The sequence below is a fragment of the Frateuria sp. Soil773 genome (assembly GCF_001428405.1).
Classification (GTDB): Bacteria; Pseudomonadota; Gammaproteobacteria; order Xanthomonadales; family Rhodanobacteraceae; genus LMSL01.
The window spans coordinates 445844-459509 of the sequence record NZ_LMSL01000041.1 but is presented as its reverse complement, the minus strand read 5'-3'; the positions used below and the strand labels follow the sequence as shown (position 1 = coordinate 459509).

The window sequence follows — 13666 nt, the reverse complement described above, 5'->3', positions numbered from 1 at the left end:
CGATGGCAAGAGTGACCGGACTGGGTGGCATCTTCTTCAAGGCCCGCGACCCCGCGGCGCTCGGCGCGTGGTACGCGAAGCATCTCGGGCTCGACGTGGACGACTGGGGCGGGGCGCGCTTCGCGGAGGACGCGTCGCGTGCCGGCTATACGCTGTGGTCGCCGTTCGCCGCCGACACCGGCTACTTCGCGCCGAGCACGCAGCCGTACATGGTGAACTTCCGCGTCGACGATCTCGACGCCCTGCTGGCGCAGTTGCGCGCCGACGGCGTGGCGGTGGACGAGCGCGTGGAGGAAAGCGAGTTCGGCCGCTTCGGCTGGATCATGGACCCGGAAGGCACGCGGATCGAGCTGTGGCAGCCGCCGGCGTGAGCGCCGTCGCTCCGTCGCACGCTCCATCGCCGCGCCGGCGGCACCAGGCCGGTGCGGCGGCATAGGAGCGTTCGTGGAGCCGGACCTCGTCAACGATCCGCGGCTGGCGTCCGTGCTGGACGAGCTGAGCCGGCGCGAGCCGATCTTCCATCGCCCCGCCTTCGCCAGCACGCGCGCGGATTTCGAGCGGATGACGGCGGACGATTTCTGGGAGGTCGGCGCGTCCGGCCGCCGCTACGGCCGGCAATACGTGCTGGACGTGCTGGAGCAGCGCGAAGCCGACCCGGCCGAGGCCGGGTGGGAGACATGCGACTTCCATTGCCGCGAGCTGGGGCCGTCCACCTACCTGCTCACCTACACCCTGCGCCAGCAGGAACGCCTGAGCCGGCGTACGACGATCTGGCGCCGCACCGGCGACGACTGGCAGGTGCTGTTCCACCAGGGAACGCCGGTGGGCGATCCCTGAGCGCCTGCTCGAGATCCATCCGCCGGACCGGATCTTGGGTTCTATCCCGTCATCCCTGCGAAAGCAGGGATCAGCGCCTCTGTTCTTGAAGCATTTAATCGCTGGATGACTCGCTACGTTCGCCCCTGCGGGGCCAGCCTTCGGTTGTTCGGCGCTCGCAAGCTCGCTTTTGTGCTGTCTTCGCAGGGATGACGTTTCGATGGATGAAGCCCGAAGATCTTGAAGCGGCCCGCAGAAGGCTTCAGCCATACGCCTCACGCCACCGGACGCGGCGGCGCGCGCGCCGTGAAAAGCCTCAGGCGACGCCCCACAACCGGCGCGCCTCCTCGGCGATGACCCCGGGGCGCTCCTCGGGCCAGAACAGCTTGCTGCCTTCCAGCCGGCGCACGCCGCGCGAATTGCCGAAGGTGCGGTCCAGGTAGTCGGCGTTCTCCGGCGAGAAGATCGTGTCGCCCATGCCCCACACGATGCGCGTGGGCACGGTGGAGCGCTTGAGCGCTGGCTCAATGGCGACCAGCGGATTGCGTTCCAGCCCGATCGCATACGCATGCACCAGCGCCTTGCGCCGCGGCGAGGCGACCAGGGGCGCGAAGTACTGCTCGATGGCCTCGTCGGTGGGATGCGCCGGGTCGGCGTAGCACATGCCGCCGATGCCCTCGCGCGAGCGGGCGAGCGCCTTGTCGGCGAGCCACGGCACCAGCCAGCGGTCGACGAAGGTGCCGGCATGGGACAGCGCGATGACCGGCCGCATGGCCGGCGGCGGGCTGTCGATCGCCGTGTCGCAGTTGGCGAGCAGCAGGCTGCGCACGCGCCCGGGATGGCGCGCGACGAACAACTGGGCCACCGCGCCGCCGCTGTCGCTGGCGACGAGGTCGACGCTGCGGATCGCCAGGGTGTCCAGCAGGGTCGCCAGCATCGCCACCTGCGCGTCGGGCGCGACGCTCTGGCCGTCGGCCACTTCCGTATGGCCCAGCGCCATGAAGTCCGGCGCGATGCAGCGGCGATGCGCGGACAGGCGGTCGAGCGCGCCGCGCCACTGGAAGCCGTTGAGCGGGAAGCCGTGCAGGAACAGCGCGGCATCGCCGGCGCCGCGCTCGACGTAGGCGATGCGGCCGAACCGGGTCGGCGCGAACCGCCGACGGGCGCGATAGGCCGCCGCGTCCAGCGGGCCGGTGGCCGCGGCGACCGCCTTGCCCGCGGCCGCCGCGTATCGGGCGAACAGGCTGCCGGCCAGCACGCCTGCCGTCAGCTGGATGAATGCTCTGCGATGCATGGGGTGTCCTCGTGGGGCGGCCGCTTGCCGCTGCCCGGCCATGATTCGCGCCGCGTCGCCCGCGCTCAATGACCTGCGAAGTCATGGCCTGCGCAGGCGGCTGGCCGTAGCATCCGTGCAGGAACCTGCATGGGGCGACCGCGCTTGGACAGCATCGACACGCATCCGCCACGGCCCGTGCCGGCCGGCCGGCTGGGCAACCTGCTGCGCGAATGGCGCGCGGCGCGGCGGCTGAGCCAGCTCGCGCTCGCGCTCGATGCGGGCACCTCGGCGCGGCACCTGAGCTGCATCGAGACGGGCAAGGCGCAGCCGAGCCGCGAGATGGTGGTGCGGCTCGCCGACGCGCTGGGAATGCCGCTGCGCCAGCGCAATGCGCTGCTGGCGGCCGCCGGCTTCGCGCCGGGCTATGCCGAGACGCCACTCGCTACGCCGGAGCTGGCGCAGGTGCGGCGCGCGATCGAATTCATCCTCGTCCAGCAGGAGCCGTACCCGGCCTTCCTGCTCAACCGGCATTGGGACGTGCTGATGGCGAACCGCGCCGCGATGCGGGTGAACCGCTTCGTCATGGACGGTCGTCCCGCCAGGCACGCCAACATGCTGCGGCAGTTCTTCGATCCGGAGGACCTGCGCATGGCGGTGGCGAACTGGGAGGAAGTCGCCAGCGACCTGCTGCGCCATCTCCACCAGGCGGTCGCGGCGGACCCGGCCGATGCCGGCGCGCGCGCCCTGCTCGACGAGGTGCTCGGCTATCCCGGCGTGCCGGCGCACTGGCGCATGCGCGAACTGGAAGCGGCGCCTTCGCCGCTGCTGACCACCGTGCTTCGGCGAGGCGAGCGCGAACTGCGTTTCTTCTCGACCATCACCACCTTCGGAACGCCGCGCGACGTGACCGTCGACGAGCTGCACATCGAGTGCTGCTTCCCGGTCGACGAGGCGACGGCGGAACTCTGCCGCGCGCTGGCGCGGGACGACGCACCGGCCGCCGCCGCGGCGGAATGAAGACGCCCCGGCGCAAAGTTCTGCCGGCTGGCCGCAAGAAGGCCGCAAAACGATGAAATCGTGATGAAAATCACGTTTCCTTGACGTTCCGGCGCGCGCCCTTCCAAAAGTGATGTAGCGGAAAATACCCGTTCCGTCCGATCATGTTGCAGTGCCACGGGCGGCAGGAGGCCGTCCGTGGCCGGCACGTCAGTGCTCGGCGGCAATCGGGTTGCGGGGAGCAACGGCAACGAAGGGGAAGGAAGGTATGGGGCAGGGAACCGGACGACATGCCTGGTGGCGCCATCTGGCCATCGTAGCCGCCTATGCGGTGTGCTACGCGTTGCTCCGGAGCGTGTCGGTCTCGAACTGGAACCTGCCTGCCGGCCTGCGGCTGGCGTGCCTCCTGCTAATGCCATATCGCTATTGGCCGGCGCTGATCCTCGGCGAGGCCATCCCGGTGGGACACGAGGTCTGGTCCTGCTACGACCAGTTCGGCGCCGGCTGGGCGAGCATCGCCGCGATTCCGCCGATCGTGCTGTGCGCGCCGGTAGTGGCCTGGTTCCGGCGGCGCGGCGGCCTGTTCGACGGCGGCAGCCAGGCCAGCATGGCCGCGGTGCTCCTGTCCGCCCTGGCTTTTGCCGCGATCACGGCAATCCGGAATTCCGCGGCGCTGTCGCTCGTGCACCTGCCCGGCGGGGCATTGCCGCCGGCGGTCACGGTGCAGGTCGTGTTCGTCTATTTCCTCGGCAACTACCTCGGCGCGCTCACGCTGGCGCCGGCGGCCCTGGCCCTGCGGCTGTGGCTCGCCGAACGCCTGCACGAACCGGCGTGGCCGGCGGTTCGCGGCAGCGCGCTCGCCCGGGACTGCGCGATCGGGCTGGTGCCTTCGCTGGCCGTGCTGACGTGGCTGGCGTCCACGGACGATTTCGACACCATGCAGATCTGCCGCATCCTGATGTTCCTGCCGGTCGCGTGGCTGGCGCTGCGGCACGGATGGCAGGGTGCGGCCTTCGGCGGCATGCTGGCGAGCGTGGCGGTGGCGATCACCTCGACCACGGCCCGCGACCCGGCGGTGATCCAGGCCCAGGCGCTCATCGCGTTCGTGATCTCCACCCTGCTCATCTTCGGCGCGCGCATCGCGCAGGAGAAGGCCGTCCGCGCGACGCAGGGAAAGGGCGCCGACACCGCTTCGTTCGGATTGCGGCAGGCGCAGCAGAGCCTTTATCTGGAAGAGATGCGCCTGCGGCATTTCGCCGAGACGCTCGAGCACATCGGCCAGTCGGTAAGCGAGCATCAGGGGCGCCTGCTCGAACGCCTGCGGCACAGCCTTTCGGCGAGCGAGGAGCGCGCGTATTTCCGCCGCGCCGCGGTCACCCAGCACGAGATGCATCGCCTGGCGAAGGCGCTCTATCCGCGCGCGGTGCTGGAGCGCGGCCTGTCCGCCACCTTCGAGGACGGCTCGTTCGCGCGCGCGATCGCGATGGCGGGCGCGAGCTATCGCTGCCGCCTCGCGGGAGGCGGGCTGGACCAGTTCGCGGCCGACGTCCAGATGGCGCTCTACCGGCTGGCGTGCGAAATGCTGGTGCTTCTGCTGACCGGCCATCCCGTCGGGCACGTGCGGCTCCAGCTCCGCAGCGGCAGCCGCGACGGACGGCGCTGGGTAGTCATGCGGCTGGTCGGCACGAAGCATCCCGATCCGGCCAGCAGCCCGATGCAGCCCGATTCGGATGCGTGGCAGCAGGTGATGTCGCTGCTGGGCGCCAGCGGCCTGGAGATCGCGCCGATCTCCGATCGCGCACAGATCTACGGCGGCAAGGCGTACCTGCGCGATTTCGCCGGGGGGACGCGCGCCACGCTGCTGCTGCAGGATGCCTTGCGCGTCGCGCCCGTGGCCGAGGGGACGGGCGCCCGTGTCGCTCCGCGCGGGAGCGACCGGAAGCGAGGCGTGCGGGTCAGTTCAGGTGTGAGCTGCACTCGATAGGGTCGTTGCACGTGCCCGGGGCCGCGCGCAACTGGACGGTGCCGTCGGTCTGCGGCGCGACCAGCACCTGGACGGCGCCGTCGTGGTAGACGATCTCCCCGGCGCCGCTCGCCGGCGGCGGCAGCGGATCCTGCGGCGTGGCGAGGCGCGAGGCGTCGAGGCCGATCGGCAGGCTCAGGAAATCCTCGCCCGAGGTCGCGAAGGCGGCGCGGACGTTGCCGTTCAGGTCGTTGACCTGGATGTAGCGAATGCCCGCGCGCTGGAAGGCGTATACGTGCCAATGCGGGCTGGCGCTGACGTCCGGAGCGTTCGGCCAGGCCTGGCCGAGGCCGGTGGACGGCGCCGACTCCGCCGCGAAGGCACCCGTGCAGGCCGCGGACACTGCCAGCAGTCCAGCCGCCGCAAATTTCGCGATCCACCGATTCGATATCTGGTACATAGGTTTTCCCCTCGTTTGAGACAATGGTTTATCTAGGACGCCGCCGCGCGGCGTCCTTTATTGCGACCAAGGACCGGTATTGCGGTCGCCGGCGACATGCCGGCCCAGCAAGCCTACGCGTCGGCAACATTGATCGGAAAGTGTCCTATGGCGCCGATATTGAGCAGTGTGTAGCAGTGCGAAGCCGTGCTGTACGCGAAGTGGATCGCCGGCTCCGGATGGCCTGGCGCCTGGCGATGGAGCCGTCCGCGTGCCGCGGCCCCGATGCACGGCAGGATGGGAGGGTCCGGAATGGACGTCCAAACGAAGCGGCTTCGCCTGCGTGCCGGGACATGCGGCATGCATCGCCACGCATGACCGGCTTCCGGATCGGCAGGGTTGGCACGGTCCAGGAGAGAGCCGAAGGTCGTGTCGCCATCGGGCGTAGGCGCGTCGCCGGTCGTATCGGTGCGACGGATGCTGCCCGCCACGGCGAAATCGACCGGTGAGTCCGCGCGGCGACGAGCGGCCGAGGGCTTCCGCTGGCAAAAGGATTCCGGGGTCGTGAGCGGGAGGGTATCGCCCGTGCTGGATGGCCGCCCGGTTCGCGTCGGCCGGCACGAGGGCTCCCGCCGGCCACCGCGGCGCCCGCGTTTCGCCCTGGCGCGCCCGCTGCGGTGCCCGGCGTACTGGTGTGATCGAGGCTCCGGTTACTTGGGGGCGGCGCGATGAGGACGTGGATGCAAAGCCTGATGGCGAAGGTGGCCGGCAACGGCTCGCTGCGACTGCTGTCGCTGGCGCGCAGCACCGGTGTGCGCATGCGCGCGCCGTGGCCCGATCCAGGCTTCGGCGGGGCGACGCTGCCGCTGGAGCGCAGCGTCACGGTGCAGGGATTCACCGCGCACTGGCACATGCTCGACTCCAGCCGCAGCTACGGCCAGCATCGGGACGCGGGCAGCGACCGCATCGACGATGCCCTGCGCGCCTCGGCGTCCGGCGTTGAGCCGTACCGGCCGGCGGGCCTCTGCCAGCGCAACGAGCGGGCGGGGAAGTACGGCCTGCTGTTCATCGCGATGACCTTCGTGGCGTTCTTCCTGTTCGAGATGTTGAGGCGGTTGCGCGTGCACCCGGTGCAGTACCTGCTGATCGGCGCCGCGCTGGCGACCTTCTACGTGCTGCTGCTGGCCCTGTCCGAGCAGATCGGCTTCGGCCCCGCCTACGCCGTGGCCGAAGCCGCACTGGTGCCGATCGTCGCCGGCTGCGCGACGGCGGTGCTGCCGGCGCGGCGCGCGGGCTCGCTGCTCGGCGGCGTGCCCGGCATGGCGTACGCGATGCTCTACGGGCAGTACGTGCTGCCGATCGGCTCGATGGCGTTGCCGGCCACGGTGGCGCTGATGATGTACCTCACCCGCCGTATCGACTGGTATGGCTGCGCGCCGGCCGCGGCAGCGCCGGCAGCCGCTATCATGGAGCGGCCATGAACCTGCTAGCCATCGAAACCGCCACCGAAGCCTGCTCCGTCGCCCTGGTCCACGGGCAGGAAGTGATCGCGCGCAGCGAGCTGGCGCCGCGCCGGCATGCCGAACTGGTGCTGCCGATGGCCGACGCGCTGCTCGCCGAGGCCGGCATCGGCCGGCATGCGCTGGATGCGATCGCCGTGGGGCGCGGGCCGGGCGCGTTCACCGGCGTGCGGCTGGGCGTGTCGCTGGCGCAGGGCATGGCGCTGGCACTGGACGTGCCGGTGGTGACGGTGTCTTCGCTGGCCGCACTGGCATTGGAGGCGCAGGACGAAGACGCGGCGATCCTCGCCGTGATCGACGCGCGCATGGGCGAGATCTACGCCGCAAGCTATCGCCGCGACGGCGCCGGCGGCCTGGTGCCGCTGGACGACGAGCGGGTCTGCCATCCGCAGGCGCTGTCGTTGCCGGATGCGGCGCAGTGGCAGGTGGTCGGTAGCGGCTGGGCCGCCTATGCCGACGTGCTGCGCGGGCGGCTGACCGGCCCCCTGCAGGCCGCCGACGGCGCGTGCTATCCGCAGGCGCGCCATGTCGCAGAGCTGGCCGTGCGCGAGTTCCAGGCCGGCCGCGCGCATGCGCCGGAACTGGCGTTGCCGGTGTACCTGCGCGACAAGGTCGCGTTGACGCTGGCGGAGCAGGGCAAGGCCTGAGAGCCCTCCCTGCCGGACTGGAATCCCCTCACGCGCTCCGCTCGTCATTGCTGCGCCTGCTCGTCATTCCTGCGAACCCCGAGAAGGGGGCAAGAGTAGGAATCCAGCGACTTTCCCTTTCCCCAAAACCTAGAGGCACCGGATCCGAGCTTTGGCTGGGATGACGCTTCATAGGAGATACCCGAGCGGCTTTGAACAAGTCTGAATGCGGGCGCGCATCGCGCGCCTTCTTCAGCGGCGCGGTTCCTACAACTGCCCGATCAGCAACTGCACCACCAGGCTGCTCACCGACACGGCGGCCCACACGCCCAGCCCCAGCAGGATCGGCCGCGGCCCGGTCGAGGCCATCTTGCGCAGGTTCGCCGACAGGCCGATCGCGGTGAGCGCGACGATGATCAGGAATTCCGCCGCCGCATGGATCGCCGGCTGGATCGCCGCCGGCACCAGCCCGGCGGTGCGGATGGCCGAGGCCACCAGGAACCACAGGATGAACCACGGGAAGATCTTCGCCAGGCTGAAGTCGCCGGTGCCGCCGCCCGCGTTCGACTTGCGCTTCTCGCGCATCGCCACCATCACCGCCAGCGCCAGGCAGATCGGGATGATCAGCGTGGCGCGGGTCAGCTTGACGATGGTGGCGTAGTCGCCGGCGGTCTTGCTGAAGCTGTAGCCGGCGGCGACCACCGACGAGGTGTCGTTGATCGCGGTGCCCGCCCACAGGCCGAAGCCGAGGTCGGACAGGTGCAGCAGGTGGCCGAGCAGGGGGAACAGCAGCACCGCGACCAGGTTGAACAGGAAGATGGTGGAGATCGCGAACGCGGTGTCGTGGTCGTCCGGCTTGATGATCGGCGTCACCGCGGCGATCGCCGAGCCGCCGCAGATCGCCGTGCCCACGCCGATCAGTATCTTCAGCTTGTCGTGCACGCCGAGCAGGCGGCCGAGCGCGCGGGCGGAAAGGAAGGCCACGGTCATCGTGATCAGGGTCACCGACAGCGATTCCAGGCCGGTCTTAGCCACCTGGTCGAGGCTGAGGCCGAAGCCGAGCGCGATGATCGACCATTGCAGCACCTGCTTGCCGGCGAACTGGATGCCCGGCGCGAACTGCGCGCCCGGCGACACCAGGTTGCGCACCAGGATGCCCAGCACGATGCCGCAGACCGGCCCACCCACCAGCGGCGCCAGCCGGCCCAGCCCCAGCGCGACGACGGCAATGCCCAGCGCCAGCAGCAGGCCGGGCAGGCGTTGGCGCAGGGAGGGCTTGGCGATGGCGACGGCGGCGGTGGCTGACATGGGAAGGTGCGCTTCTGGGAGAGCCGTCATTGTCCCGGCACCGGAAGATCAATAAAACTTTGAATATCTGATCGAGGGTATAAGATCTGCTGATGTTCAATATCAGCCCGCGCCAGCTCGAGGTGTTCGTGCAGACGGCCCTGCACGGCAGCGTGCGCGCCGCCGCCGAACACGTGCACCTGACCCAGCCCGCCGCCAGCATGGCGCTGGCCGAGATGGAGCGGCAGCTCGGCGCGCCGTTGTTCGACCGCGAGCGCGGCCGCCTGCGCCTGAACGCGCGCGGCCGCGAACTGCTGCCGCGCGCGCAGGAGCTGCTGGAGCGGCACGCGGAGTTCGGCCGGCTCGGCAGCGGGCAGGCCGAGGCGCTGTCCGGCGAGCTGCGCATCGGCGCCAGCAATACCGTGGGCAACTACCGCGTCGGCGAACTGCTCGGCGACTTCGTGCGCACCCAGCCGCAGGTGGCGATCCGCCTGCGCGTGGCCAATACCGACACGATCGCCGCCGCGTTGCTCGACCATGCGCTCGACCTGGGCTGCGTCGAAGGGCCGGTGGCGCATCCGATGCTGGGACTGCGCCCGTGGCGCGACGACGTGCTGCGGGTGTGTGCGCCGCCGGACCATCCGCTGGCGCGCAAGCGCGGCCTGAAGCCGGCCGATTTCGCCGGCGCCCGCTGGGTGCTGCGCGAGCCGGGCTCGGCCACGCGCGCCACCAGCGAGCGCGTACTGGCGCAGTTGCCGCCGGGCGAGACGGTGCTGGAACTGGACCAGATCGAGTCGATCAAGCAGGCGGTCGCCGCCGGCCTCGGCATCGCCTGCCTGCCCGAGGTGGCGGTGCGCGACGCCCTGGCCACCGGCCGGCTGAAGGCATTGAACACGCCGTTCCTCGACCTGCGCCGCAAGCTGTCGTTGCTGCTGCATCGGCAGAAATACCGCGGCGCCTTGCTGGAGGCGTTCCTGCGCACGCTTTGAAACCCCGCGCGAGGACTTGCTCTGCGGCTTGGGGCCTGTTCAAAGTCTCCCGCCGGACTGAAATCCCTCGCTCGTCATTCCTGCGAGACGCTTTTCAACAGCTGAAGGGCCGGTCAAGCAGGAATTCAGCGGCTTCCCCTTTCCGAAACCTAGAGACACTGGATCCCAGCTTGACCGGCCCTTCGGCCGTTGAAAGCCGCTGGGATGACGCGTTGCAGGGATACTTGGGAGGCTTTGAACAGGCTTTCAGGGTACAGCGCAGTTCAAGGCAAGGCTGTTCGTCGATGGTCGGGCAATGACGTCGATCCAGGTCGGCGTGCAGCAGGGCCGGCGTGCTGCTGGGACTGGCGTCGCCGCCGGCCGGCTGCCGGGCTATCGGCGCTTGCCGTGCACGACGCGTATGCCGCGCGGCGCCACGAATCGTGCTTCCCGCGACATGCGTGGCTTCGATGGTTCCACGGTGGTGCTGCCGGGCGGCTTGCGCGCGGTGCCGTGCTGGCCGAGGATGCCGCATCCAACCGGGGAGCGAACTAGACGATGGCAAACACGCCGTGCGCGACGGGGCAGGCGCAGGACGGGCGCAATCCGGGCATCGACCTGCTGCGCGGGCTGGCGATCGTGCTGGTGATCCTCAACCACCTCGGCCTGCGCATCCCGCTGAAGGCCACCGCGCTGGCCGACGTGCTGCCGGCCTGGCTGCTGGTCCGGCTGAACTACAACGGCTACGAAGGGGTGTTCGTCTTCTTCGTGATCTCCGGCTTCCTGATCACCGCCAACGCGCTGCGCCGCTGGGGCAGCCTGGAGCGGATCGACCTGCGCGCCTTCTACGCGCGCCGCTTCGCCCGCATCATGCCCTGCCTGCTGGCCTTGCTGGCGGTGCTGAGCCTGCTGCACCTGCTGGCCGTGCCGGACTACACGATCGTGCGCGAGGGGCAGTCGCTGCCGCGGGCGATCGTGGCGGTGCTGGGACTGCACCTGAACTGGTACGAGGGCCGCACCGGCTACCTGCCCGGCAACTGGGACGTGCTGTGGTCGCTGTCGATCGAGGAAGTGTTCTACCTCGGCTTTCCGGTCGCCTGCCTGCTGCTGCGCCGCCGTGCCGTGCTGGTGACGTCGCTCTCCGTGCTGGCGCTGTCGCTGCCATGGGCGCGCGCCGCGCTGCACGGCAACGAGATCTGGCTGGAGAAGGCCTACCTGCCCGGCATGGCGGCGATCGCCACGGGCGTGCTGGGCGCGCTGCTGGCGCAGCGCTGGGGCGTGCCGCCCGCGCGCACCACCGCCTTGCTGGGCGCGTTGGGCGCGGTGGGGCTGCTCGCGGTGCTGCTGGACGGCGGGGCGCTGTGGCACTGGCTGCGCGACGGCTACATGCTGGTGCTGACGCTGTCGTCGCTGTGCCTGGTCCTGGCCAGCCACCAGCGCCAGTTGCGCGGCTGTTGGACCGTTCCGGGGCTAGGCTGGCTGCGTTCGTGCGGCCGGCTGAGCTACGAGATCTACCTCAGCCACATGTTCGTGGTGTTCGCGGCGGTGCGCCTGTTCAAATCCACCGGCGGCGACTTGCGGCTCGGCTTCCTGTGGTACCTGCTGGCCCTGCCACTGTGCTGGCTGCTGGGCGCAGCGGTGGAGCGCGGGTTGTCGCTGCCGTGCGAGCGCTGGCTGCGTGCCAGGCTGATGCGCGCCCCGGCCGCGGAGGCGCGCCTGCCGGCGGACGCCGCGGTCGAATGATCCCCATGCGCAGCCATGGCTGCGCATGGGTTGCGGTCAGTGCTTTGAGTCCTGTGCGGCCTTCGCGGCGGATGCGGCGTCGTCGAACTGCCACGCGGGCTTGTTCGCTCCGTCGAGGCCCAGTCGGGCGCGGGGGTGGCCGTCCTTGTCCTTGAGCGCGATGCTGACTTTGTCCGTGCCGGTGCCCAATTCGATGGCGGAGTCCCGTGCCTTGGGATCGCCGTAATTGATGTACATCCCGGCGAAGTTCTCCGAGTCGTCGATCATCAGGCCGATGGCCTCGTACGGGGGCGTGGCGCGGTCGAGTGCGAGCCCGACGCGCCCGGTGCCCATGGAGGCCAGGCCGCCGCGCTCGCTGCCCTTGGTGTCGTAGAGCGTCATGCCGTAGTTGTCGTCGTCGCCCCGGCGCTTGTAGGTCTTGCCATTGATGTGCAGCGTGGGCAGTTGTCCCACCGCGAGGCGGTCGGCGCCGGTCTTGCCGAGGAAGACGATGCCGTCGGAGGCGCTGTCCTTGCGGGTGCGATCATTGCTGGCCGGGACCGGGGCGCCGATCAGGATGCGGTCGTGCCCCTGGGCGTCGGTGATCACCAGGCCCTGCGCGCGCAGGACCGGATCGGGCTTGGCCGGGATGTCCGGCTTGCGCAGCAGGGGCAAGGCGGCCAGTGCGATCACGGCGAGCAGGGCGACGATCACCAGCAGGCGCAGGCGGCCTACCTCGCGCTGCAGGCGGTTCCAGTCTTCGATGCGGACGGCAGTCTGTTCGGACATGCGCTGTTCCTTGTGAGTGGGGAAGTCTGCGCGGGGCGGGAGCGGCCACCGGGCAGGATCACAGGTTACAACGCGTGCGTGGCGACGCCGGATGGGCGCGGCGGTCGTGCGCCGGCGCGCGATCGCTCGGCCTTATCGATGCCGGTTGATGGCGTCGCGCAATTCGCTGGCGGCGGCGCGCGCGGCCAGCGCGAAGTCCTCGCCCTGGCCGGCGTAGAGGATGGCCCTGGACGAGCTGATCATCAGGCCCGTGCCATTGGCCGTGCGGCCGTGGCGCAGCACCGCCTCCACGTCGCCGCCCTGGGCGCCGATGCCGGGCACCAGCAGCGGCATGTCGCCGACCGCGGCGCGCACCCGGCCCAGTTCTTCCGGCCAGGTGGCGCCGGTGACCAGGGCGCAGTTGCCGTGGGCGTTCCAGTCGCGGGCGATGGTCTCGGCCACGCGCAGGTACAGCGGCCGGCCGCCGCAGTCGAGCGCCTGGAAGTCGGCGCCGCCGGGGTTGGAGGTGCGGCAGAGCAGGATCACGCCCTTGTCGGCACGGTCGAGGAAGGGCTGGATCGAGTCGCGGCCCAGGTAGGGGTTGAGTGTGACCGCGTCGGCCCGGTAGCGCTCGAACGCCTCGGCGGCATAGTGCTGTGCGGTGGAGCCGATGTCGCCGCGCTTGGCGTCGAGGATCACCGGCACGCCGGGGTGCCGCTCGTGGATGTGCGCGATCAGCCGTTCCAGCGCGTCTTCCGCGCGCAGCGCGGCGAAGTGCGCGATCTGCGGCTTGAACGCGCAGATGAGGTCGGCGGTGGCGTCCACGATGGCGCGGCAGAACGCGAACACCGCGTCGGGCGTGCCGCGCAGGTGGGCGGGAAATTTCGCGGGCTCCGGGTCCAGGCCCACGCAGACCAGGGAGTCGTTGCGCTGCCATGCGGCTTGCAGGGTTTGCATGAAGTGCATGGGGGTCTCCGGTCGGGAGTGAGTGGGTGGGCGAGAAGTGAGAAGTGAGAAGTGAGGGGCGTTCCGCTTGCCGTTCCTGGGTCCGGTGGCCTGGGGCTTCCGTGGGCTCGCGCTCGCTGCGGCCTATGGTTGCCGGGGGCGCATCACTTGCTGTGGCCGGCGACTTTACCGCTCGTCATTCCTGCGCAGGCAGGAATCCAGTGCCCTTCCTGCGCAGCGGAGGCGCTGGACCCCAGCTTTCGCTGGGGTGACGGTGCCCTGGGTGTCGGTGGACGGCGGCAGGCAAGCCCGCCACTGTCCGCTTTCCCGAGCCCCGAGC

Annotated in this window: 13 protein-coding genes; 8 read left to right on the top strand and 5 right to left on the bottom strand. The window is 70.3% G+C overall.

All coding sequences use genetic code 11. The features are described from left to right. The first annotated feature begins 2 nt into the window (after nucleotides 1-2). Both ASG87_RS17890 and ASG87_RS17885 read left to right on the top strand, forming a co-directional pair. A complete protein-coding gene (locus tag ASG87_RS17890; RefSeq protein WP_056008408.1) occupies nucleotides 3-371 on the top strand; it encodes a VOC family protein in 369 nt (122 codons plus the stop codon). A gap of 73 nt (nucleotides 372-444) precedes the next feature. Then, nucleotides 445-837 (top strand): DUF4440 domain-containing protein, encoded by a 393-nt coding sequence (locus ASG87_RS17885; RefSeq protein WP_056008404.1) that lies wholly within the window; start codon nucleotides 445-447, stop codon nucleotides 835-837. 295 nt (nucleotides 838-1132) lie between these two features. On the opposite strand, the gene ASG87_RS17880 is transcribed toward ASG87_RS17885, so the two are convergent. Beyond that, the gene (locus ASG87_RS17880) at nucleotides 1133-2110 is read right to left on the bottom strand and encodes an alpha/beta hydrolase (protein WP_056008401.1); all 978 of its coding nucleotides are present in this window, start codon (nucleotides 2108-2110) and stop codon (nucleotides 1133-1135) included. Between the two features lie 129 nt (nucleotides 2111-2239). Between ASG87_RS17880 and ASG87_RS17875 the strand changes: the two genes are divergently transcribed. Together ASG87_RS17875 and ASG87_RS17870 are read left to right on the top strand one after the other, a co-directional pair. Next, nucleotides 2240-3109, top strand: a complete 870-nt coding sequence (locus ASG87_RS17875) for a helix-turn-helix transcriptional regulator (RefSeq protein ID WP_082583064.1) — start codon at nucleotides 2240-2242, stop codon at nucleotides 3107-3109. 247 nt (nucleotides 3110-3356) lie between these two features. Continuing rightward, nucleotides 3357-5072 carry an MASE1 domain-containing protein gene (locus ASG87_RS17870; RefSeq protein WP_082583063.1) on the top strand — a complete coding sequence of 572 codons (1716 nt, stop codon included), beginning with the start codon at nucleotides 3357-3359 and terminating at the stop codon, nucleotides 5070-5072. Here ASG87_RS17870 and ASG87_RS17865 read toward each other — a convergent pair. Continuing rightward, nucleotides 5044-5454 carry a hypothetical protein gene (locus ASG87_RS17865; RefSeq protein WP_157511149.1) on the bottom strand — a complete coding sequence of 137 codons (411 nt, stop codon included), beginning with the start codon at nucleotides 5452-5454 and terminating at the stop codon, nucleotides 5044-5046. The two genes, ASG87_RS17870 and ASG87_RS17865, sit on opposite strands and share 29 nt — an antisense overlap. Nucleotides 5455-6230: 776 nt before the next feature. Here ASG87_RS17865 and ASG87_RS17860 point away from each other — a divergent pair. Beyond that, a complete protein-coding gene (locus ASG87_RS17860; protein ID WP_056008393.1) occupies nucleotides 6231-6971 on the top strand; it encodes an inner membrane CreD family protein in 741 nt (246 codons plus the stop codon). Then, complete coding sequence (gene tsaB / locus ASG87_RS17855) at nucleotides 6968-7657, top strand: tRNA (adenosine(37)-N6)-threonylcarbamoyltransferase complex dimerization subunit type 1 TsaB (protein ID WP_056008390.1); 690 nt, start codon at nucleotides 6968-6970, stop codon at nucleotides 7655-7657. Before ASG87_RS17860 ends, tsaB begins: the two co-directional genes overlap by 4 nt. A 246-nt stretch (nucleotides 7658-7903) precedes the next feature. Here tsaB and ASG87_RS17850 read toward each other — a convergent pair whose 3' ends face one another. After that, nucleotides 7904-8944 (bottom strand): putative sulfate exporter family transporter, encoded by a 1041-nt coding sequence (locus ASG87_RS17850; protein ID WP_056008387.1) that lies wholly within the window; start codon nucleotides 8942-8944, stop codon nucleotides 7904-7906. Between the two features lie 92 nt (nucleotides 8945-9036). Between ASG87_RS17850 and ASG87_RS17845 the strand changes: the two genes are divergently transcribed. After that, on the top strand, nucleotides 9037-9912 hold the full coding sequence (locus tag ASG87_RS17845) for a LysR substrate-binding domain-containing protein (RefSeq protein WP_056008384.1): 876 nt from the start codon (nucleotides 9037-9039) through the stop codon (nucleotides 9910-9912). Between the two features lie 537 nt (nucleotides 9913-10449). Then, nucleotides 10450-11634, top strand: a complete 1185-nt coding sequence (locus ASG87_RS17840) for an acyltransferase (RefSeq protein WP_056008381.1) — start codon at nucleotides 10450-10452, stop codon at nucleotides 11632-11634. 36 nt (nucleotides 11635-11670) lie between these two features. Here the strand turns inward: ASG87_RS17840 and ASG87_RS17835 are convergent, their stop codons facing one another. Beyond that, a complete protein-coding gene (locus ASG87_RS17835; RefSeq protein WP_056008378.1) occupies nucleotides 11671-12402 on the bottom strand; it encodes a hypothetical protein in 732 nt (243 codons plus the stop codon). A 132-nt stretch (nucleotides 12403-12534) separates the two neighbouring features. After that, nucleotides 12535-13347 carry an orotidine-5'-phosphate decarboxylase gene (pyrF, locus tag ASG87_RS17830; RefSeq protein ID WP_056008375.1) on the bottom strand — a complete coding sequence of 271 codons (813 nt, stop codon included), beginning with the start codon at nucleotides 13345-13347 and terminating at the stop codon, nucleotides 12535-12537. Nucleotides 13348-13666: the final 319 nt, after the last annotated feature.

Bases quoted from the DNA above. Each gene is read 5' to 3' on its own strand.
- ASG87_RS17890 (WP_056008408.1), top strand. From the start codon at position 3: ATGGCAAGAGTGACCGGACTGGGTGGCATCTTCTTCAAGGCCCGCGAC.
- ASG87_RS17835 (WP_056008378.1), bottom strand. From the start codon at position 12,402: ATGTCCGAACAGACTGCCGTCCGCATCGAAGACTGGAACCGCCTGCAG.
- ASG87_RS17860 (WP_056008393.1), top strand. From the start codon at position 6,231: ATGCAAAGCCTGATGGCGAAGGTGGCCGGCAACGGCTCGCTGCGACTG.
- tsaB (WP_056008390.1), top strand. From the start codon at position 6,968: ATGAACCTGCTAGCCATCGAAACCGCCACCGAAGCCTGCTCCGTCGCC.
- ASG87_RS17870 (WP_082583063.1), top strand. From the start codon at position 3,357: ATGGGGCAGGGAACCGGACGACATGCCTGGTGGCGCCATCTGGCCATC.
- ASG87_RS17875 (WP_082583064.1), top strand. From the start codon at position 2,240: ATGGGGCGACCGCGCTTGGACAGCATCGACACGCATCCGCCACGGCCC.
- ASG87_RS17845 (WP_056008384.1), top strand. From the start codon at position 9,037: ATGTTCAATATCAGCCCGCGCCAGCTCGAGGTGTTCGTGCAGACGGCC.
- ASG87_RS17850 (WP_056008387.1), bottom strand. From the start codon at position 8,944: ATGTCAGCCACCGCCGCCGTCGCCATCGCCAAGCCCTCCCTGCGCCAA.
- pyrF (WP_056008375.1), bottom strand. From the start codon at position 13,347: ATGCACTTCATGCAAACCCTGCAAGCCGCATGGCAGCGCAACGACTCC.
- ASG87_RS17840 (WP_056008381.1), top strand. From the start codon at position 10,450: ATGGCAAACACGCCGTGCGCGACGGGGCAGGCGCAGGACGGGCGCAAT.
- ASG87_RS17880 (WP_056008401.1), bottom strand. From the start codon at position 2,110: ATGCATCGCAGAGCATTCATCCAGCTGACGGCAGGCGTGCTGGCCGGC.